The sequence below is a fragment of the Candidatus Pelagibacter sp. uisw_091 genome (assembly GCF_059512525.1).
This window is the reverse complement of the sequence record NZ_CM183455.1, coordinates 417,220-438,446: the sequence shown is the minus strand read 5'-3', so window position 1 is coordinate 438,446 and position 21,227 is coordinate 417,220. Positions and strand designations below refer to the sequence as shown.

Here is a 21,227-nt window from a genome sequence, read left to right as displayed (position 1 = left end):
AGCGGACTGTTAAGTCCGCTTCAATTGTAATTATCTTTTATCTAGATACTACTTTAATGTTTCTGCGTGAGCCATTCCTAGCTTAGCATTTGACATTTGAGATCCAGACCAAAAAGGAACAGCTATGTCTGCAAAGTCTTTTTGAGACTGCCATACTTTAGCAAAGAATGGGTTCTTAGCCGCATTTTTTTCTAAAGCTGCTTTTGCTGCAGCCATATATGCTGGAAAATAATCAGCTGGTGTGTCATGTAAAATAACACCATGCTTTGTAGTTAGCTCATGTAGAGCTTTTCCATTTTCATATATTCTGTAACTCATTGATTTTGATAGAGATGCATTTGCAGCAACTTCTAAAGCTTTTTTCTCAATTGCAGACATTTTTTTGTACTTAGAGCCTGTAATATAGAAGTCAGCATTTACTACTACTTGGTGAAGACCTTGTAGGTAGTAATGTTTTAGAACTTTCTGGAAACCAAATGTCATATCCGGCTTAGGACAACACCATTCAGCAGCATCAATTGTTCCTGCTTCAAGAGCTGGTAAAATATCTCCACCACCCATTGCAACAGAAGCTACGCCAATATCTTTATAAGTTTGTCCTGGAATTCCTGGAGGAGTTCTGAACTTGTATTTTCTAAAGTCAGCCATGCTATTGATTGGCTCTTTGAACCAACCTAAAGCTTCAGGGCCTACTGGTTGTAACATAAATCCTTTGATGTCTCTTCCCATTTCAGTCCATAATTGGTCGTAAAGTTCTTTACCACCACCATATTGGAACCAAGATAAAAATGCGATATTGTCGATACCAACACCTGCACCTGCTACTGGCGAACCAAATAACATAGCTGCTGGGTGGTCGCCTGACCAATAGTGAGTCCAAGCAAAACCACAATCGATTAATCCTTTATCAACTGCATCTAAAGTTTCCTTAACACCAACCACTGAACCAGCTGGCATAATTTCGAACTTAAGTGACCCCTGAGTTAGCGCAGTTACCGTGTCAGTGAAATCTTTTAACATTTTCACTTCATCAGCTTTTGCACTAATTACAGTTTGGCACTTAAGAGTTTGTGCAGAATTTGCTCCTGTAACAGTCATTACTGTTAAAAGAAGAGTTCCTACAACTAATGATATGATTTTTTTCATATTATATATTTCCCTCTTGTTGTGTTTTTTATAAGAAAAGCACTTTCTCAAATAAATAAAATTAAAACAACTACTAATACATAAAAAGTAATGTTTATAAGCGTTGGTAATACTGGTATTTTTAATTTTTGTGATTATAAACATTCTAATCTAATGGAAAATTTTGATTATATTATTCTTGGGGCAGGTTCCGCAGGATGTGTCCTTGCAAATAGATTGTCTGAAAATCCAAATCATAAAGTCTTACTTTTAGAGGCTGGTGGGAAAGACAATAATCCATGGATACATATTCCAGTTGGATATTTTAAAACAATGCACAACCCTAATACTGATTGGTGTTATCGAACTGAACCAGATGAAAGTATGAATAATATATCTATAAGATATCCAAGAGGAAAGACTTTAGGTGGAAGCTCATCAATCAATGGTCTCTTATATATAAGAGGACAACATCGAGATTATGATATTTGGAGACAGTCAGGAAATACAGGTTGGGGGTGGGATGATGTTTTGCCTTATTTTATAAAAGCAGAAAATCAAGAAAGAGGTAAAAGTCAGTTTCATGGAGTAAATGGACCTCTATCTGTTTCCGATCAAAGAATACATCTTCCTCTTTTAGATGAATTTCAAAATGCAGCAGAAGAATTTGGTGTCCCTAAAACAAAAGATTTTAATACAGGTGATAATCATGGCTGTGGTTACTTTCAGGTAACTCAAAAAGATGGTTTTAGATGTAGCACATCGGTTGGATATTTAAATCCAGTTAAACATAGAAAAAATTTAAAGATTATTACCAAAGCACATATTAAAAAAATAAATTTTAATAACAAGACTGCTGAAGAAGTTGAATTTTGGCATGGTGATGAACTTAAAAAAGTAAAAGCAAATAGAGAGATCATTGTATCTTCTGGAGCAATTGGTTCACCTCAAATTTTACAAGTATCAGGAATTGGTAATCCAGATAAACTCAAAAATCTAGGTATTGATTTGGTTCAAGATCTAAATGGAGTTGGTGAAAATCTTCATGATCATTTAATGTTGAGACCAATTTATAAAATACATGGTCTTAAATCACTTAATAAGAAAATTAACAGTTTGTTTGGTAAGTTAATGATTGGGTTAGAATATGTATTTAATCGGAGTGGTCCAATGACAATGGGTGCTAGCCAACTTTGTATGTTTGCTAAAAGTGATCCTTCTTTAGAACTTCCTGATTTACAATGGCATGTTCAACCAATGAGTATGGATACCTTAGGTGCAACTAAAAATCATAATTTTCATGCATTTACCCCTACTGTTTCAAATATTAGACCCACAAGTAGAGGGCACGTAAGTATAGTCGACAAAGATTCAAGAACTTATGCAAAAATTAAACAAAATTATTTATCAACTGATCAGGATAGAATGGTTGCAGCTAAAGGGCTTAAGCTGACAAGAAAGATTATATTAGAATCAGAAACATTTAAAAAATATAAACCAGAAGAGTACAGGCCAGGAATAAAGATTAATGATGATGAAGAACTAGTTAAAGAAGCATCAAACTATGCACAAACTATTTTTCACCCAGTTGGAACTTGTAAAATGGGTCAAGACGATATGGCTGTAGTTGATGAAAAATTAAAAGTTAGAGGTATTAAAAATTTAAGAGTAATTGATGCTTCTATTATGCCTAGCATCACATCAGGAAATACAAATGCACCAACAATAATGATTGCAGAAAAAGGTGCAGATATGATATTAAACAGTTAATGTTTTCAGAATTATTTGGAGCTGAACAGCTCGTTATATTAAGTCAGATTATTTTTATTGATCTAGTCCTAGCTGGTGATAACGCAATTATAATTGGAATGGTTGCATCAAAATTTCCAGTTGAGCAAAGAAAAAAAATAATTTTTTGGGGAATTGGTGGTGCAGTAATTTTAAGAATTATTTTAACCATGTTAACTGCCTATTTATTGCAAATAACAGGATTAAGACTGATAGGTGGATTACTTCTTCTTTATATTGTCTACAAACTCTACACAGATGTGATCAAAGGTCAGTTAGGTGATGAAAATATTAAAGTAGATAACTCAAGTTTCATGAAAGCTATATGGACAGTTTTACTTGCTGATTTTACAATGAGTTTAGATAATGTTTTGGGTGTGGCTGGTGCTGCTGGTGATCACTATGTATTGCTAATATTTGGTTTAGCTTTATCTATAATTCTCATGGCAACAGCTGCCACTGTAATATCAAGATGGATTAATGAATATAAATGGATAGCTTGGATTGGTTTAATTGCTATACTGATTGTTGCAATTGAATTAATCTATACTGATTTAAAATTATTTATTTAAATGTACTTACAAAAAATAAATCTTAAAAATAAATATGCATTAGTTACAGGTGCTGGCAAAGGATTAGGGAGAGCCTGCTCTATTGCTCTTGCTGAAGCTGGAGCTACAATCATTGCATTAAGTAGAACTCAATCAGATCTTGATAAACTTGAAAAAGAAATAAAAAAGATAAAAGGCAAAGTTATCAAAGTTAATTGTGATGTAATGAACTTTGAAGAATTAAAAACAAAATTAGATAATATTAAGCTTATAGATATTTTAGTAAATAATGCTGGGACAAATATCCCTGAGCCATTTGAAAAAATTAAACAAGAAAATATGAATTATCTAGTAGATCTAAATCTAAAAGCTGCATTTAATGTTGCTCAATTAGTGGTAAAGAAAATGTTAAAAAACAAAAAAAAGGGTGGATCTATAATTAATATGTCTTCCCAACTTGGTCATGTTGGAATGGCAGGTAGAAATGTTTATAATATGACAAAATTTGGCATAGAAGGTTTAACCAAAGGGATGGGTGTAGAGCTAGCAAAATATAATATAAGAGTGAATACTGTAGCCCCAACATTTGTTGCAACACCAATGGTTAAAAAGTTTTTTAAAAACAAAAAATTTAAAAAATTAGCTTTATCAAACATTCCAATGGGAAAATTAGCCACTGAAAGTGATGTGGCAACAAGTGTTTGTTTTTTAGCTTCGTCAGCGTCGTCAATGGTTACAGCTACGTCAATTCTAGTAGATGGCGGATGGACAGCAAAGTAATATATAAATTACTATTATTAGTAGTATTTTTTTTTTCAACACATGTTCATGCAATAGAGTTTAAAGGTAAATTTATTCAAGGTCATTTTATTATTGGCAAAACAGAGCCTGGAACAAAAATCATAATAGATAAGAAAAAAATAAAAGTTTCTGAGGATGGTTATTTTGCATTTGGAATTGAAAAAGATAGAAAATCTGACATTGTAATTACAGAAAATAATAACAAAATTATAAAAAAAATTAAAAAGAGAAAATATAATATTCAAAAAATTGAAGGTCTACCTAAAAAAAAAGTTACACCGCCTGAAGAGTTTTATGTAAGAATAAAAAGAGAAAATAAACTAATAGCTGATGCAAGAGAAATTGAAAGTGACTTGCAGTTTTTTAAAGAAAAATTTATCATTCCCGTCGATGATGCAATAATTACAGGTATTTATGGCAGTCAAAGAATTTTAAATGGTATACCCAAGTGGCCACACTACGGCTTAGATTTTGCTCAAAAAAAAGGTACTCCCATTAAGGCAATGAATAATGGAATTGTGACTTTGGCTGAGAAAGATTTGTTTTATACTGGCGCTACCTTAATTTTTGATCATGGTCATGGAATTTCAACATTATACATGCATATGGATAAAATTTTTGTAAATGTAGGAGATCATGTAAAAAAAGGAGATATCATTGCTACAGTTGGATCAACAGGTAGGTCAACCGGACCTCATCTAGACGTTAGGCTTAATTGGTTTGGTACTAGACTAGATCCTGCAACTATATTAAACATCCAATAATGAAAAAAACCTTATTAGAAAAAACAGCAGATAAACTAGTTAACGCGTTTGTTAATAATAAAATAATTGCCCCACTTCCTTTGAAATTTACAAAAAAATTAAGTGAAGCTGAAAAACTAAGAAAGCTCTGTGAAAGTAAAATTGCTGACCCTATAATTGGTTTTAAAGCAGCAGGAACTGGAATACCTGTAATGAAAAAGCTCAAGGAAAAAAAGCCCTTCTATGCATCCATTTTTAAAAAAAATTTCATAAAAAGTGGTCAAAAAGTAAAGATTAACAAATCCACTTTAGGTATTGAACTTGAAGTTTGTTACCTTATTAAAAAAGAGTTCTTCAAATCAAAAGGCTTAATTAATTTAAAGAATTTGACCAAATATATATCACATATGGCACCTTGTATTGAAATTGTTGGTTATAGACAAAGAAAAAAAGGGATAACAAGTTTTGGTGATTTGTGTAGTGACTTTGGAGCTAATGTTAAATTTCTTATAGGAAAAAAACAAAAATATAGAAAAATTAATATTGGTAATTTAAAGACAAAGATTACCAATAAAAAAATTGGTCAAAAAGTTGTTGGTAATACCAGTTCTGTTTACATAAACCCTTTAAACTCACTTAGGTTTGTACTTAACCAAATTAAAAAAGATAAAATCAATCTAAATAAAAATTTCTATGTCTTTACAGGCTCTACTGTAGGCGTTGTTCCAATCTTAGGAAAAGGACTTTATATTGGAAAGATAACTAATTTAGGATCAGCCAAGACTATCATTCATTAATTTTTAATTTAAATTTAATGAATAACCTTGTATTATTTGGAATTACACTTTTTTGCTGGTCTCCTACATGGTATGTTATTAAATTTCAATTAGGTTATGTTGATCCTTTAGTATCTGTATTTTATAGATTTCTTGTTGCATCTATTTTAATTTTTTTTTATTTATTTATTAAAAATAAGAATTTAAAATTTTCTATTAATCATCATATTTGGTTTTTATTTTTTGGAACTTGTCTTTATTCAATAAATTACGTTTTTTTTTATTTATCTAATACTTATTTAATAAGTGCATTTCCTGCGGTTGTTTTTTCAACTGTTGTCATAATGAATATTTTAGGTGAAACTTTCTATTTTAAAAAAAGACCTTCTTTACAAACTTTGATTGGCGCAACAATTGGTATGGCTGGAATTATAATTATTTTTAATAATGAAATTTTTAATTTTAGCTTAACTAATGGAGCTCATATCGGTTTGCTCCTAGCTTTATTTGGAACGTTTTCTGCTTCGACTGGCAATATGGTTTATCAAAGGAACTTAAATAATGAATTTCCATTGATAGAAACTCTGGCTTATGCAATGCTTTATGGGTCACTTATAACTTTTTTAATTGCAAAAATAAGAGGCGCTGAATTACTTTTCGAATATAGTTTTGCCTATATTGCTTCTCTTGCTTATCTTTCAATTATTGGCTCAATATTTGCTTTTATTTTTTACTTAAAATTAATTGAAAAAGTTGGACCTGGAAGAGCTGGCTATGTTGGTGTTGTTATGCCAGTACTTGCTTTGTTGATTTCTACAGTATTTGAAAATTTGGAGTGGCAAAGAGATTTAATTATAGGGTTACCAATTTTAATAATTGGTGCGGTATTAGTAATTAATCAAAAAAATCAAATCAGTTAAATAGCTTTTTTCAAGTTTATTTCAAAAAATATTTTAAATTTCAGATTTAGCTCTAAATCTCTCGTATATTAACCTTGTTTTAACACCCAAATTTAAAAAGGGTTGAGGCGGTAACCAAGTGGGTTTGTTTCTAGCCTCTATTTTTTCAATTTCTTTAGTGTATTCATTACTTGCTTTAATTGCAATCTGTTCACCAAATAAAGTTCCAACACCAATACCTGAACCATTATAACAGCCTGCTACAAAAATATTATTATCTATTTTTTCAAAAAGTTGTGAACTATTTCGTGTTCTAGAAACTACTCCTGACCAACTAGACTCAATTATATTAGATGGGAGATCTGGAAACCTTTTTTTTATCCCAATCATTTGATTTAAAGTTCTTTTTTTTAACTCACTTTCCTTCATTTTAAATGGACAGTGTACCTCAGCTGTATTTCTAATTAAAATTCTTTTATCTTTTGTCATTCTTATGGTTGCGCCCATAGGCCGAACAGGTAGAACTCCCCACTCTTTTGGCTCTCCTATTGATTTAAACTCATTAATTGTTAACTTTCTGGTCATACTTGCTGTTAAAGTTAATGGAAAACTATAGTGAGTTTTAATACCTAATGATTTTAAAAATCCATTAGTGCAAAAAATAATTTTTTTTGCACTTATATTATTATTCTTAAATTTACAATTTATTATATCTTTATATTTATTCCATTTAAGCAATTGTGATTTTTCTAATAATTCAACATTGTCTGGTAACGTATCGATCATAGCTCTTGCTAATTTTCCTGGGTGTAGCAAAATTCCACCTTTCGTATAGAGCGCTAAATTATAAAAACCTGTGCCTAATTTTTTATATAATTTTTCTCTATTAAATAAATCATATTCAAAACCTAGTTTAGAAAGTGTTTTACCAAAATTAATTAATATATTTTGATCTTTTTTCTTTGATGAAGCAAAATATTTACCTGCTTCATTCCAGTCACACTCTACTTGATATTCTTTAATAAATTTTTTTACAGTTTCAATTCCTAATTTATAAATATCAGTCTTTTTTTTATAATTTATTAATTTTTTATTTGAAGTAAAACCATCATTAAGTGTTGAATCAACTAAATATCCTGAATTTCTTCCACTGGCACCTTCTCCGGCTAATTGTGCATCAACAATAATAATTTTTTTATTAGGGTTTATTTGTGATAGCTTTCTTGCAGCAGATAAGCCTGTATAACCCGCACCAATAATTAACCAATCACAAAATTTATCTTCATTTAAAGTTTTTATATTAACTCTTTGACTAAGATCAGTTATCCAACCACAATTTTTGTCATTAACTAAATTCATTTTATAAGATTATAGTGCTTGAAAATATTTTTATTTTACACATTTGCCAATTGATCCTAAAGCACATTTAACACCATTAATCCAAGTTGCATTATTTAAATTAGCACCTTCAAAATTAGTATTTAAAATATTAGCACCTGTTAAATCTGCTTCAAAAAGGTTGCTATTAGTAAAATTTGCTTCAATTAGTGATGCTCCATTAAAATTTACTCTAGTTAAATTAGCACTTGAAAAATTAGCTTTTTCAAAAATGCCACCTTCAAGATTTGATTCATATAAATTTGCTCTAACAAATGAAGACTCTATAAAATTACCATTTGCTAATGTAGAATTCATTAATACACTTTTATCAAATGTAACTTGAATAAAACTTATAAACGATAAATTTGAATTTGGAATATAAGCCCTACTCAAATCCTGACCTTCTGAAAATTGACAATTTGAATAATCTACACCATCTGTTGGAGCGTCATCACAACCAGCAATAACTTGACCTGAAATCGTAAAACACAAAATAAAAATGACTAAAAACTTTTTCATTTAATTTTATCCTAACACAATATTATAGATGTATCATAGGTCTTTATTTTACTGATAAATAGGAGTTATAAACGAAAACGAGTGCAAAGAAATTTAAAGATGAAATAATTACATTTTCCAAGATTGTAAAAGTTTGTTTCTTTTTTTTCAGCTTGTTCTTTTTTAGTTTTTTTCTTTTTCTTTTTCTTCATAATAAATTTCATTTTGTACCTCTTTAGAATATTTAAGATTGTAACAATCACTACATAATAATATTAATTCAGGACCTGAGCTAACTTGTGATAAGATAGATGTGTCATCTCCACAATCTGTACAGTTCAATAACCGTTTTTTCATAATAAGGTTAATTAGGTTTGGTCCAGTACCCATAAACACATCGTGTTCCACGTCTAGAACAATCATATGTATCATGAAGAACACCATCTTTTACAACTGTTATATGTTTTGAACAAGATACAATTAAAGTTCCAGCTGGGAGTTCATCTTTTTTTAAATGAACTTTGCATCCTTGACCAATAAACATTGTTGGCGTCCATCTCCATCCTAATTTTTCCAGGTATTTTCTGACAATTACTCTATGTGTGCCTGATCTTGGACTGTCATTTTTTTTCTTTAAATTTCTTGCAAGTTTAGTTCTAGATGAAGTTCTAAACTCTTCATTTGCTTTATAAAGGTCATCATAAATTTTTTGATAAGAAAGACCTGATACTATTGCGATAGATCTAACTACACAGTCTCCAGCTTTACCTTTGTAGCCTGCTGCAGCTCGTCCTCCATCATCAATTTGTAATACTAAATTACTACTAGAAAATAATTTTTTAAAAAAATTCAAGATTTACTTTTGTGATCAAGGATCTCCACCATACACTGAGTTGCATATTCACGCCATTCCTCAGCTGATTTATCCTTAAGATTATTAAGGTGGTTCATATTACTATCAATATTTTCTTGATGTTTAGCTTTGTCAGCTTCATCTAAGTTTTTTTCCATATTAGTAAGATTAGTTTTCATTGCATTAATCCAACTATTACCAAGTTCAACACACTTAGCTTCATCTTTCTCATCACAGATCTGTTTAAAAAAATTGAAAATAACGTCATCGGCTTTTATCTCTTTATTCATATTATTTTCCAAAAATACCTAATTTAACATCATAATCAACTGCAACACCATAATCTGGATCATCATCACTATCTACTACAAGCTGTCCTGCTTTACTTAATAATTTATGACAATCACGAGTTAAATGCCTAAGTTTAACTTTTTTTCCATAGCCATTATATTTGTCAGCAATATCTTCAATTGCCTTTAAGGCAGATTGATCAATTACTTTAGATCTTACAAAATCAATAATAATTATATTTGGATCTTCAGATGGATTAAAAAGTTCAAGAAAACTATTTGTTGAACTAAAAAAAAGTGGTCCTTCTATTTCATAAACTTTTGCACCCTTTTCTGTTTTAGATGGCCTCTCTGTTGCTCTAATTTTTGATGCTGATTTCCACGCAAAAACTAACGCAGAAACAATTACCCCTACTATTACTGCAACTGCTAAATCTTCTAAAACTGTTACGACAGTTACAAGTATTGTCACTAAAGCATCACTTTTTGGTACAAAAAATAAAATTTTTAAAGAATTCCAGGCAAATGTTCCTATCACAACCATAAACATGACACCTACTAGAGCAGCAATAGGTATCATTTCAATATAAGATGATGTGTATAAAATAAAGATTAACAAAAATAATGCAGCGGATATACCTGCTATTCGTGTTCTACCACCCGACCTCACATTAATCATAGACTGTCCAATCATTGCACAACCACCCATTCCCCCAAAAAAACCTGTAACGGTATTGGCTAATCCTTGCGCTAAACATTCCTGGCTAGCCCCACCTCTTTTGTTTGTTATTTCTCCCACCAAATTTAAAGTTAACAAACTTTCTATTAATCCTATTGAGGCTAAAATGAATGCATAAGGAAAAATAATCTTCAATGTATCAATATTAAAAGGAACACTTGGAATAGAAAAATCTGGAAGCCCACCCTTAACACTAGCAAGATCACCAACATTAGGTATGTCGATTTCTAAGGTTAAAGCTAAAATAGTTGTAAATAAAATAGCTACTAATGTAGAGGGTAATAATTTTGTAATTTTTGGCAAAAACCAAATAATAAACATTGTAAATCCAACAAATATAATAGAATAGAGTAATGTGTTACCTGTAATCCAAGCTGACTCTCCAAAAGCATTTACTGTTTTAAACTGACTAAGCTGAGATATACCAATTACTATTGCCAATCCATTTACAAAGCCAAGCATCACAGGCTCTGGGACCATCCTAATAAATTTACCAAGTTTAAATATACCAGCAATTAATTGTAATATTCCCATCAAAACTACAGTTGCAAATAAATATTGAGCTCCATGATCAATAACAAGCGCAACCATTACAACAGCTAAAGCACCTGTCGCCCCTGAAATCATTCCAGGTCTACCTCCCACCAAGGCTGTAATTAAACCCACTATAAAAGCTGCATAAAGGCCAGATAAAGGCGCAACACCAGCAACGAAAGCAAATGCAATAGCTTCCGGAACCAAAGCTAAAGCTACTGTTAATCCAGACAAAATTTCAATTCTAAAAAGAGAGAAAGATAATCCTTCCCTTGGAATATAATTTTGCGAATTAAATCTAAAAGACTTTACAATGCCTAAAATTGCTTTTGATGCAATTTGTGAATGAGGTTTTATTTTTTTCAAGTATTTTACTATATTTGTTAATATTAAAGGATGCTTAGCAATCTAATAAAGCAAGTAGTTGATAAAGTCTACTTTCAATTATTAAGTGTACAACTATTCAAAGAGAATCACATACAAGTAATACAAGGGTGGCGTAGGGAGACTGAAACCACCCCGACCCTAAATTTTAAAAAATTTTTTTAACACATCAACATTTTTTTTTAAAGATTCTTTTGAATAAGGTTTCCCTTTAGTAACCCAAACAGATAGTGGCCACGTAATATCTTTTTTATAACGTGCTATTATGTGAATGTGTAATTGAGGAACAATATTTCCAATTTTTTCAACATTAAGTTTTTTTGTTTTAAATATTTTCTTCATTAACTTACTACAATGAACAATTTCTTTCATAAGTAACATTTGATCTTTGGAGTTGAGTTCTGAGATATCGGCTATATTTTTTCTCTTAGGAATTAAAATGATCCAAGGAAATTTAGCATTATCAATTAAACGAATACTACACATTTTTAAATCAGTTATTAAGTGAGAATCTTTTAGAAAATCTTTACTTACTTTATTAGTCATAGTTAAATATTAATATAAATATGTTCTATAAGCAAAAATTATTATAGGCTAATTCCATTATGGCAGATAAACAAATACGTTCCGTTGCTAAAACATTTTCATGGAGACTTTTTATTTTTATCTACTGGGTAATATTTGGGTATATTTTTACTGGTAGCTTTAAGGGTGCTGGAATATTAGGGTTAGGCTCTATAATTCCTCTCTTTTTTTATTATTTTCATGAAAGGATCTGGAATAAAGTTAAGTGGGGTCTTAATTAAATTAGAAAGAATATATTTATAAATATTTCTTTATTTTATCAGAGACGATTACTTTGTTATTGTTCATGTATTCTTCATGATTTTTTTCTATATTTTTAAGTTCATAAAGATAGTTAACCATCACACCGTAAGATCTCTTAAAGCCAGTTTCTGAAATATTTGCATTAACAACTATATCATCAACAATTGCTCCATTGCCTAAATGAAATCTACTAACATCATTCACTGGTAATCCTTTTTCATTTTTTTCATTAACAATATAATGAGCTACTAATTTTATTATAGCTTCTTTATTTCTTACAATTCTACTGTCACCTAATTTTAAGTCTTGAGATTTTAAAAAGATAGCATCTTGATCTTTTAGATCACCTAAAATATTTTTAATCTTACTTTCCTCTAAATAAGTAAACCAATCAGCAAACCCTGGTATAGGTGATAAGGTACCAAAGTTTTTAATATGAGGTAGTTCTTCTTGTATTTCATAAACCACTCTCTTTATTAAAAAATTACCCAAGGTTACTCTTGATAAACCTTCTTGACAGTTACTAATTGAATAAAAAGTAGCTGTATCATAAAATTTTTCTTCATTATTTGTCGGCTTCATTAATTCTTGAATAGATTTACCGAGACCTTTTGTAAGGGCTACTTGAACAAAAATAATAGGCTCATCTTCAAGGGCTGGATGAAAGTAAGAGAAAAACCTTCTATCTTTACCTAACCTTCTTTTAAGTTCGTTCATATCTTTTATTTGATGAACTCTTTCGTATTTAATTATTTTTTCTAAAACTGCAGCTTTTGTATCCCATGTGATTTTAACAAGTTTAAGAAATCCTGGATTAAACCAAGCTCTAAATAAATGTCTAAGATCATTATCTAATCTTGAAAGTTCTTTATTGTCTTTTAATACTCTTATTAAATCTTCTCTTAACGCAACTATACTCGCAGTTCCATTTGGTGCCATATTCATTCTTCTAAAAAGTTCTCTTCTCTTACCTTCAGAAATTTTAAATAAATCAGACAAAGTTTTTTCATTTTGAGATTTCGTATAATTTTCAATTGCTTCGTTAACTTTTGTAAAGCTGGGCTTATATTTATCATTAATTTTTTTAAAAAATAATAATTTATTTTCTGGAGATAAAGATTGATATAATTCAGTAATATCTCTAGCTACAGTAATACCGAATGCTGCCCCTTTATGTGAAATTAAATCATCACATAATGATATAATAGATTCTAAGTCATTTTTTTTAATATTTTTTTTACTAAAAAGTTTTTGACCTGCGTCAGCAATGGATGAAATTATCTCTTTAAAATTAAACATAATTAATTATATAATATTTAAATATTCAACGAAAGATCTTATGGATACTATGAGTAAAAAAGTGCCAAATATTTTACTTAATAGTTTTTTATCTATTTTATAAACAGCTTTTGCTCCCAACCTGGCCATAATCATTGTAACTGGAACAAATACTGCAAACCCTAATAGATTTATATAACCCACACTAAAAGGAGTATTGATATTATCAATTATCTTTCCACCCATAATCATTGTGATCGTTCCACTAAGTGAAATCAAAAAACCAACTGCTGCAGCTGTGCCAATCGATTTTCTTATGTCATAACCAAAAGTTCTCATAAATGGTACCATTAAAGATCCACCACCAATACCTAGAGGCACTGAAATAAAACCAATCACAATACCTGAAATGTTTTTAACAATGTTAGAAATTGTTTTAGGATTTTCCACAAGTTTTTCTCTAAGGAAAATAAAAAATAAACCTACCATAAAAGCAAATATTGAAAAGAATAATACTAGAGTTGGTGTCTTTAGATTTACTGCTAAAAAAGTCCCCACTATAACTCCCAATAAGATAAATATACCAAAGGATTTTACCATTTTGAAATCCACCGCATCATATTCCATATGAGTCTTGGTCGAAATTATTGAAGTTGGGATAATAATTGCTAAAGAAGTTCCTACTGATAAATGCATTCTAGTTGCTAATTCAAAATCTAATACCGTAAAAGCATAATATAAAGCTGGAACCATTATAATTCCACCTCCAACACCAAGTAATCCAGCCATGAAACCTGCTACAGCAGCAGATATTGCAAGGACCGCTAGCAGGTTAATTATTTCACCGTAGTTCAAGTTTTCCATTATGAGCTAACTTGATTAGCTTTCTCATTATTTTGTACAATTGTCATTATATGTTTTGATTTTTGAAAATCTGAATCTCTTGCCATCATATTATCACTTAAATATCTTTTCCAATCTTTTGAACCAATTTGACCATGATATAATCCAACTGTGTGTCTCATAATATGATTTACTTTTGTGCCAAGCTTAACTTCTTTCTCAAGGTACTCTAGTAGTTTCTCAGCAATTTCTTCTCTTGTAGGTCTTTCTTTTGTTCCAAAAATTTCATTTTCAATTTCAACTAACGAATAAGGATTTTGATATATGGATCTACCAATCATAACTCCATCACATAAAGTTAAATGGTTTTTAATTTCATCAATTTTTGAAATACCTCCATTAATAATAATTTCTAAATCTGGATTTTCTTCTTTAACTTTATAGACCATTCCATAGTTCAGTTTTGGAATATTTAAATTTTGCTTAGGTGACATTCCAGTTAAAATAGCCTTTCTGGCATGTAATATAAAAGTACCACAACCAACACCTTTCATCTTTAGTATAAAATTATTTAAATAATCAAATTCTTCAGTATCATCAAATCCAATTCTAGTTTTTGCAGTAACTGGAATTTTACAAGCATTAACCATTGAATCGATACATTCTGCAACAAGATCAGGTTCTCTCATCAAGCAAGCACCAAACATATTCTTTTGAACTTTTTTGCTGGGGCAACCTAGATTTATATTAATTTCATCATAGCCCATGTCCTCTGCAATCTTTGCAACTTCTGCTAACTCTTTTTTATCAGATCCACCAACTTGTAATGCTAGAGGTTTTTCTTCTGGACTATAAGATAGAATTTTTTTTTGATCTCCATGAATTGCAGATTTTGTTGCAACCATTTCTGAGTACAGCATAACGTTCTTACTCATCAACCTAAGAAAGTAACGATCATGACGATCAGTACAATCCATCATGGGTGCTACTGAAATTTTTCTATTTATTTCTTTTTTAATATCCAAGGGGTTTGCCCATTAGTTTATCAGGTAACCAAGATACTATCTCAGGAAAGATACATAATATAAGTATGGATAAAACCATCATCATCATAAATGGAAAAGATCCTCTTAAGATTGTGGATAAGCTTACGTCTGGTGTTATGCCTTTAATTATGTAAAGATTTAATCCAACTGGTGGTGTGATTAAGCCTATTTCCATATTTATTGTAAATACAATCGCAAACCAATATGGATCAAAACCTAACGTAGTTATAACAGGTAACAATATAGCTGAAGTCATTACAATAACAGCTACTGGTGGTAAAAAGAAGCCAGCAACTAAAAGAAAAATATTTACTAATAAAAAAATTATCCATTTATTGCTACTTAGTTCAATCATGCTTTGAGCAAGTGACTGGGTTACGTATAATTGAGATAAGGTGAATGCAAAAAGGTAGGATGCTGCAATAATAAACATTATCATTACACTTTCTTTCATCGAAATTTTAACGATATTCCAAATTTTCTTAGGCTGATAAATTTTATAAACAACAGCTATCATTATAAAAACTAAAAATGCTCCAACACCTGAGGCTTCTGATGGTGTCGCAACTCCTCCATACAAGACATACAAAACGCCGAGTATGATTGCCAAAAACGGAAAAATTCTAGGAAGAACTTCTAGTTTTTCTTTTAGTGTTGGTGGTTTTCTATTTCTTAATAATTTAGCTGCATTTTTATCAATAAAATAACTGTGTATTAATGCCCAAATTGCAAAAAGACTTGCTAACATAAAACCTGGAACAACTCCGGAAAGAAATAATCTTCCAATAGAAGTTCCTGTTGCCATTCCATATACGATTAAAACTATACTTGGTGGAATTAAAACTCCTAAAGTTCCTCCAGCAGCAATTGTTCCTGTAGCAATTTGATCAGAGTAACCTCTTTTTCTCATTTCAGGAATTCCCATAGTACCAATTGCAGCACATGTTGCTGGACTTGACCCACTTAAAGCAGCAAATATTGAACATGCGCCAATATTAGAAATAACTAAACCACCCGGTACTCTCCAAAGCCATCTATCAAGGCCAGTGTATAAATCTTTTCCTGCAGGTGAATGAGCAACTGCCATACCCATAAGTATGAACATTGGAATTGATAATAGTACAAAAGAATTTAAGCCTGCATAAAATGTTTCCGCAAAGACATCTAACATTTGCAGTCCCTCAAAAGTCACTAATAATGTTATCGAGACAAAACTTAAACCAAAGGCTATTGGAATACCTGAAAATAAAACTATTAAAGTAAAAACTGCAACTATTATAGCAATTGTAAGTGGGTCCATTATTTAAAATCCCCCTCATCATAAAGTTTAATTATTTCAGCAATATACTGAAGTATCATTAAAATAGAACCAATTAGCATAGAAGAATATGGTACCCATAATGGTGGGTCCCAAATAGTTCCTGTTGTATAATTCTTGGTAAATGCTTCTTCAACCATCAAAAAACCAAAATAAAATAGAATTAAGAAAAAACATAAGCTTAATAATGAAGTAAAAATTTTAAGCTTAATAATATTTTTTTTAGACATAAAATCATATATCCATTCCATGCTTACATGGGCTTTTTCACTTAAAACATAAGCACTACCAATAAAAGTAGATGCAACAAGCAGTATAGTCACTAATTCAGTTTGCCATGTAATAGCCCGTTGAAAAAAATATCTTTCAAAAACAAGCTCAACAATTACTAAAATTGATAAAATCAAAGCCCCTACAGCAAAAGCTCCACAAGCTTGGGAGGTATAATTACAAAATTTTAAATATTTTTTTTTCATAAAAAAAACCCCTATTCATTTTCACAAATAGGGGTTTCTTATATATTATTTTATTTAACTGCTAAAGCCATTTCCATAAGCTTAGCACCACCTGGTACTTGCTCTGCAAATGCTTTGTGAGCAGTTTTTTTTGCAATCTCGATCCATTCAGCGTGATCTGCAGCTGTCATATATACTAGCTCAACACCAGCATCTCTATAAGCATCCTCAAATGTCTTATCAAGATTAGCTACTTGTGCTGTCATATATTTTTCAGCTACTTTTCCAGCTTTCATAAGAGCTTTTTGTTGCTTAGAACTTAAAGCATCAAAAGATTTCTTAGACATTAGGATCGGCTCATACATAAACCATAGACCAAATTTTCCTGGAGGTGTTGCACATTTTACTTGTTCATAAATTTTGTAACTTACAAAACTTCCTGAACTAGTATTTGCACCAGTTAATACACCTGTTTGTAGACCAGTATAAATTTCTGAAGATGGCATACTTTGAATACCAGCTCCTGCACCTTCAAGCATTTGGTTAAATGCTTTTCCAGCTGCTCTCATTACTTGACCTTTTGCATCACTAGGTTTTCTAATACATTTTGTTTTTGAAACAAAACCACCACCTAACCAAGCATCAGATAAAACAACTACACCTGCATCATTAATAATTTTTTTAATCTCTGTCATCATTGGAGATTTATTAAATCTTAAAGCGTGATCATGGTTTTTAACTGTTCCTGGCATTAAAGTTGCACTAAACTCTGGGTGAAACTTTGATGCGTAACCCAAAGGAAAAGCAGATATATCTAATTGACCAGTAGTCATTGGTTTCCATTGTTCTTTAGGTTTGTATAAAGATTTTGCTGGGTAAATTCTAATATCGATGTCAACATTAGCTTTTTTTACTTCGTCAGCAATAATTTGTACCATTTCATGACGTGGGTCAAAAGATCCATCAGCTCTAGGTGTACCAGGCCATTGGTGACTTGCTTTTAACGTTACCGCATAAGCAGAACCAACTGTTGATAAAACTAAAACTAATACTGTAAAATATAAAGATATTTTTTTAAACATTATTATTCCTCTCATTAGTTATTTTAATGATGCATATAATTAAAGTTCTTGATAAGAGTCAATACTACACAAATACCTAACTATACAATATATGGATGGTCCTTTAAAAAATCTATTAGTTCTTGATCTAACTAGAGTATTAGTTGGTCCTTATTGCACCATGATGCTCTCTGATCTAGGAGCACGCGTGATAAAGGTGGAAGCACCAGAAGTTGGAGACGACTCTAGAAAATTTGGACCTTTTATTAAAGATTATTCTGCTTATTTCATGTCACTAAATAGAGGTAAAGAAAGCATTGCTCTAAATTTAAAAAATATTGATGACCAAAAAATATTCGATAAAATTCTAGCTAAAGCAGATATCTTAGTTGAGAATTTTAAACCAGGCACATTGGAGAAGTGGGGTTATGGCTGGAAAGACGTTTGTAAAAAATATCCTAGATTAATTTATGCATCAGCATCAGGCTTTGGACAAACTGGTCCATTAAAAGAATTACCTGCTTATGATATGGTCGTTCAAGGTATGGGTGGTTTAATGAGTGTTACTGGTCAGCCAAATTCTGAACCAACAAGAGTCGGTACATCTATTGGAGATATTACTGCAGGATTATTTACTACCGTTGGAATTAATGCAGCACTTTATGATAGAGAAAAAACTGGCAAAGGAACTTTTATTGATGTTTCAATGCTTGACTGCCAGATTGCCATTTTAGAAAATGCTATTGCAAGGTACCTCGCTAAAAATGAAATACCAAAACCAATGGGATCTCGTCACCCATCTATTGCTCCATTTGAAGCTTTTAAAACAAAAGATAGTCACATCATTATAGCAGCTGGTAATGAAAAACTATTTGAAAAACTTTGTAATGTTTTAAATATTCCTGAAATTTCTAAAGACCCAAAATTTGATACAAATTCATTACGATCGGAAAATATGAATGATCTTAAAAGAATACTTGAAGATAAGCTTATTGTTAAGAATACTGATGAGTGGGTAAGTGAAATGGAAAAAGAAAAAATTCCATGTGGTCCAATATTTAATATAAAAGAAGCTGTTGAAAACCCTCAGGTTCAAGCAAGAAACATGATTGTTAAAGCACATCACAAAGTAATTGGAGATTTCAAATTAGCAGGCAATCCAATTAAAATGTCTAATTATAAGGATGAAACAACGCGTGGTGATATTCCAGACTTAGATGAACACAGGGAAAAAATCTTAAAGGAATTTAATAATTAACTGTTTGGTTCAGTTTCTTCCGAACTATCCTCAGCAGTTTCTGTCTCAGCTATTTGATCTAAAGAAACTTCAGTTTCTTCACTAGTAACTTCTAACTCAGAATCAACGTCTACTTCTGGTTCTGCTTTTGCAGTCAATTCTTCTAAATCTTCTGGTGCAACTTGAATTTTTTCTGGAATTTTTCTAGCTCTTTTAGATGGTAAAATAGGTGTTCCACTTTTAGAAATTTCACCTTTATACATGCTTTCAAAATCATCACCTACAACTTCATCATCCTCAGTACCATCGTCAACTTGTTCAACGTGTTTTCTAAGTTTATGAATAGCACTGTCTGTTAAGTCTGAAACTTTAATAGTGTCTGCTGCAATTTCTCTTAAAGATATAACCGTATTTTTGTCATTATCTCTATCAAGGGTAGGTTCTAGACCTGAATTTAATTGAACTGCTCTTTCTTTAGCAACCAATACTAATTCGTAAGGACTATCTACTTTATCTATGCAATCTTCTACCGTAACTCTAGCCATGCGCAGTATCTATACGGTGGTTAAAAAAAATCAAGGTTAATTTTACAAATATTGTGGATTTAACTTATTTTTTATTAAGAATAGAAGGAATATTGCAATTAATGTGTATGAGCCTGAAGCTAAGGCAATTTGTTCAATCGAAAAACTATTATCGATCAATATTCCAAATAGAGCTGTTCCAAATGCCGTTGAAAATACCATGAAAGCTGTTGTTAGTGCTTTAATAGAACCGATATATTTAACTCCATAAATTTCAGCCCAGGTAGCAGAACCCAAAACGTTAGCCAAGCCATTTGATATACCGATTAAACCTAGGAAGACATAAGATGAAAATGGTGAATTAAAATAATAAAGTACAAATGTAGCAAATAATAATGGAATGTTCATGTAGATTAATAACTTCCTACTTGTAAATTTATCAATCAAGAACCCAGACAAAAATAAAGTGATCACTGATAAAATAGAGTACACCATAAAGGATTGAGCTATTACATAGGGTCCCCATCCTTTAGATGACACTATAAATGATTGATAAACAAATGTACCTGTTGCAATTGAAGGCATCGCTAACATGGTTATGCAAATAATATAAAATCTATAATCTTTTAATACCTCACTTCTTTTCCATTGTTTAATTTCTTTTGTCTTAACCTCATTAAGACTTACAGTTTCTCTTGAATCTAACTTGATATTTTTTACTAATGAAAAAGTAATAATTGGCAACACTACAATGACAAAAATTGAAATAACTATCCAAATATTTCTCCAATCAACAAAAGTTAATAGAAAGATAATCAATAATGGTAGAATAAATTCGGCTAAAGATAAACCAAGCCAAGTTATACTTAGTGCTCGTCCTCTAGTTTTTTCAAAAAATCTTGATATTGTTGTAGTTGCGGTGTGAGACATTAGTCCTTGTCCTGATAATCTCATTAAGAAAATTGATAGAAACAAGAAAACGACTGATGAAATTTTAGAAAATAAGAAACAAGAAATGGCTAGTAAAGCAATAACATAAGATGCAAATTTTAAGATATTAAAGTCATCAATTTTTTTTCCAATCCAAACAAGTATAAAACTACTTAATAAAGTTGCAGACGCATATATTGATCCAAATTGACCGTGCGTGATATAAAGTGCGTCTCTTATGCTTGAATTGAATAAACCAAGAAAAAAACTCTGTCCAAAACTTGAAAAAAATGTAAATATAAATCCAAATAAAATTACTTTAAAATTCAAACTTTTAAACATAGGA

24 protein-coding genes are annotated in these 21,227 nt (G+C 30.8%); 8 read left to right on the top strand and 16 right to left on the bottom strand.

Annotation, left to right across the window (positions count from 1 at the left end):
* Positions 1 to 48: 48 nt before the first annotated feature.
* Positions 49 to 1,146, bottom strand: coding sequence for a TRAP transporter substrate-binding protein (locus tag AC5YGA_RS02345; RefSeq protein WP_415309140.1), 1,098 nt, complete (start codon positions 1,144 to 1,146; stop codon positions 49 to 51).
* A 153-nt stretch (positions 1,147 to 1,299) separates the two neighbouring features.
* Between AC5YGA_RS02345 and AC5YGA_RS02340 the strand changes: the two genes are divergently transcribed.
* The 6 genes from AC5YGA_RS02340 to AC5YGA_RS02315 are packed head-to-tail and all read left to right on the top strand — an operon-like array spanning position 1,300 to position 6,704.
* Positions 1,300 to 2,895: a GMC family oxidoreductase gene (locus tag AC5YGA_RS02340; protein WP_415309139.1), complete on the top strand. Its 1,596-nt coding sequence runs from the start codon at positions 1,300 to 1,302 to the stop codon at positions 2,893 to 2,895.
* Positions 2,895 to 3,485, top strand: coding sequence for a TerC family protein (locus AC5YGA_RS02335; protein ID WP_415309138.1), 591 nt, complete (start codon positions 2,895 to 2,897; stop codon positions 3,483 to 3,485). The genes AC5YGA_RS02340 and AC5YGA_RS02335 overlap by 1 nt, the downstream gene beginning before the upstream one ends.
* Positions 3,486 to 4,244 carry an SDR family NAD(P)-dependent oxidoreductase gene (locus AC5YGA_RS02330; RefSeq protein ID WP_415309137.1) on the top strand — a complete coding sequence of 253 codons (759 nt, stop codon included), beginning with the start codon at positions 3,486 to 3,488 and terminating at the stop codon, positions 4,242 to 4,244.
* Complete coding sequence (locus AC5YGA_RS02325; RefSeq protein ID WP_415309136.1) at positions 4,229 to 5,029, top strand: M23 family metallopeptidase; 801 nt, start codon at positions 4,229 to 4,231, stop codon at positions 5,027 to 5,029. The genes AC5YGA_RS02330 and AC5YGA_RS02325 overlap by 16 nt, the downstream gene beginning before the upstream one ends.
* Positions 5,029 to 5,805 carry a fumarylacetoacetate hydrolase gene (locus AC5YGA_RS02320; RefSeq protein WP_415309135.1) on the top strand — a complete coding sequence of 259 codons (777 nt, stop codon included), beginning with the start codon at positions 5,029 to 5,031 and terminating at the stop codon, positions 5,803 to 5,805. The genes AC5YGA_RS02325 and AC5YGA_RS02320 overlap by 1 nt, the downstream gene beginning before the upstream one ends.
* A 17-nt stretch (positions 5,806 to 5,822) precedes the next feature.
* Entirely contained in the window at positions 5,823 to 6,704 is an 882-nt protein-coding gene (locus AC5YGA_RS02315) for a DMT family transporter (RefSeq protein WP_415309134.1), read from the top strand.
* Positions 6,705 to 6,737: 33 nt separating this feature from the next.
* Here AC5YGA_RS02315 and AC5YGA_RS02310 read toward each other — a convergent pair whose 3' ends face one another.
* The 7 genes from AC5YGA_RS02310 to AC5YGA_RS02280 all read right to left on the bottom strand — a co-directional run bounded on the left by AC5YGA_RS02310 (position 6,738) and on the right by AC5YGA_RS02280 (position 11,907).
* Positions 6,738 to 8,042 (bottom strand): NAD(P)/FAD-dependent oxidoreductase, encoded by a 1,305-nt coding sequence (locus AC5YGA_RS02310; RefSeq protein WP_415309133.1) that lies wholly within the window; start codon positions 8,040 to 8,042, stop codon positions 6,738 to 6,740.
* Positions 8,043 to 8,072: 30 nt separating this feature from the next.
* Positions 8,073 to 8,582: a pentapeptide repeat-containing protein gene (locus tag AC5YGA_RS02305; RefSeq protein ID WP_415309132.1), complete on the bottom strand. Its 510-nt coding sequence runs from the start codon at positions 8,580 to 8,582 to the stop codon at positions 8,073 to 8,075.
* A 162-nt stretch (positions 8,583 to 8,744) separates the two neighbouring features.
* Positions 8,745 to 8,918, bottom strand: a complete 174-nt coding sequence (locus AC5YGA_RS02300; RefSeq protein WP_415309131.1) for a hypothetical protein — start codon at positions 8,916 to 8,918, stop codon at positions 8,745 to 8,747.
* A gap of 7 nt (positions 8,919 to 8,925) precedes the next feature.
* Positions 8,926 to 9,414 carry a hypothetical protein gene (locus AC5YGA_RS02295; RefSeq protein ID WP_415309130.1) on the bottom strand — a complete coding sequence of 163 codons (489 nt, stop codon included), beginning with the start codon at positions 9,412 to 9,414 and terminating at the stop codon, positions 8,926 to 8,928.
* Positions 9,411 to 9,704: a hypothetical protein gene (locus AC5YGA_RS02290; RefSeq protein ID WP_415309129.1), complete on the bottom strand. Its 294-nt coding sequence runs from the start codon at positions 9,702 to 9,704 to the stop codon at positions 9,411 to 9,413. The genes AC5YGA_RS02295 and AC5YGA_RS02290 overlap by 4 nt, the downstream gene beginning before the upstream one ends.
* A 1-nt stretch (position 9,705) precedes the next feature.
* Positions 9,706 to 11,316, bottom strand: coding sequence for a SulP family inorganic anion transporter (locus tag AC5YGA_RS02285; protein ID WP_415309362.1), 1,611 nt, complete (start codon positions 11,314 to 11,316; stop codon positions 9,706 to 9,708).
* A 186-nt stretch (positions 11,317 to 11,502) separates the two neighbouring features.
* The gene (locus AC5YGA_RS02280) at positions 11,503 to 11,907 is read right to left on the bottom strand and encodes an HIT domain-containing protein (RefSeq protein ID WP_415309128.1); all 405 of its coding nucleotides are present in this window, start codon (positions 11,905 to 11,907) and stop codon (positions 11,503 to 11,505) included.
* A gap of 59 nt (positions 11,908 to 11,966) precedes the next feature.
* Between AC5YGA_RS02280 and AC5YGA_RS02275 the strand changes: the two genes are divergently transcribed.
* Positions 11,967 to 12,167: a DUF2061 domain-containing protein gene (locus tag AC5YGA_RS02275; protein ID WP_415289854.1), complete on the top strand. Its 201-nt coding sequence runs from the start codon at positions 11,967 to 11,969 to the stop codon at positions 12,165 to 12,167.
* A gap of 16 nt (positions 12,168 to 12,183) precedes the next feature.
* Here the strand turns inward: AC5YGA_RS02275 and AC5YGA_RS02270 are convergent, their stop codons facing one another.
* The 6 genes from AC5YGA_RS02270 to dctP are packed head-to-tail and all read right to left on the bottom strand — an operon-like array spanning position 12,184 to position 18,211.
* Complete coding sequence (locus tag AC5YGA_RS02270; protein WP_415309127.1) at positions 12,184 to 13,488, bottom strand: malonyl-CoA decarboxylase domain-containing protein; 1,305 nt, start codon at positions 13,486 to 13,488, stop codon at positions 12,184 to 12,186.
* Between the two features lie 6 nt (positions 13,489 to 13,494).
* Entirely contained in the window at positions 13,495 to 14,331 is an 837-nt protein-coding gene (locus tag AC5YGA_RS02265; RefSeq protein ID WP_415309126.1) for a sulfite exporter TauE/SafE family protein, read from the bottom strand.
* Positions 14,331 to 15,335 (bottom strand): tRNA dihydrouridine(20/20a) synthase DusA, encoded by a 1,005-nt coding sequence (gene dusA, locus AC5YGA_RS02260; RefSeq protein WP_415309125.1) that lies wholly within the window; start codon positions 15,333 to 15,335, stop codon positions 14,331 to 14,333. The genes AC5YGA_RS02265 and dusA overlap by 1 nt, the downstream gene beginning before the upstream one ends.
* Positions 15,325 to 16,656 carry a TRAP transporter large permease gene (locus AC5YGA_RS02255; RefSeq protein ID WP_415309124.1) on the bottom strand — a complete coding sequence of 444 codons (1,332 nt, stop codon included), beginning with the start codon at positions 16,654 to 16,656 and terminating at the stop codon, positions 15,325 to 15,327. The genes dusA and AC5YGA_RS02255 overlap by 11 nt, the downstream gene beginning before the upstream one ends.
* Positions 16,656 to 17,150 (bottom strand): TRAP transporter small permease subunit, encoded by a 495-nt coding sequence (locus AC5YGA_RS02250; protein WP_415309123.1) that lies wholly within the window; start codon positions 17,148 to 17,150, stop codon positions 16,656 to 16,658. Before AC5YGA_RS02250 ends, AC5YGA_RS02255 begins: the two co-directional genes overlap by 1 nt.
* A gap of 50 nt (positions 17,151 to 17,200) precedes the next feature.
* Positions 17,201 to 18,211: a TRAP transporter substrate-binding protein DctP gene (gene dctP, locus AC5YGA_RS02245; RefSeq protein ID WP_415309122.1), complete on the bottom strand. Its 1,011-nt coding sequence runs from the start codon at positions 18,209 to 18,211 to the stop codon at positions 17,201 to 17,203.
* A 91-nt stretch (positions 18,212 to 18,302) separates the two neighbouring features.
* On the opposite strand from dctP, the gene AC5YGA_RS02240 reads away from it, so the two are divergent.
* Positions 18,303 to 19,448 (top strand): CaiB/BaiF CoA transferase family protein, encoded by a 1,146-nt coding sequence (locus AC5YGA_RS02240; protein WP_496170018.1) that lies wholly within the window; start codon positions 18,303 to 18,305, stop codon positions 19,446 to 19,448.
* On the opposite strand, the gene rpoZ is transcribed toward AC5YGA_RS02240, so the two are convergent.
* Both rpoZ and AC5YGA_RS02230 read right to left on the bottom strand, forming a co-directional pair.
* Positions 19,445 to 19,972, bottom strand: coding sequence for a DNA-directed RNA polymerase subunit omega (gene rpoZ / locus AC5YGA_RS02235; protein ID WP_415309120.1), 528 nt, complete (start codon positions 19,970 to 19,972; stop codon positions 19,445 to 19,447). The two genes, AC5YGA_RS02240 and rpoZ, sit on opposite strands and share 4 nt — an antisense overlap.
* Positions 19,973 to 20,014: 42 nt before the next feature.
* A complete protein-coding gene (locus tag AC5YGA_RS02230) occupies positions 20,015 to 21,211 on the bottom strand; it encodes an MFS transporter (RefSeq protein ID WP_496170017.1) in 1,197 nt (398 codons plus the stop codon).
* Positions 21,212 to 21,227: the final 16 nt, after the last annotated feature.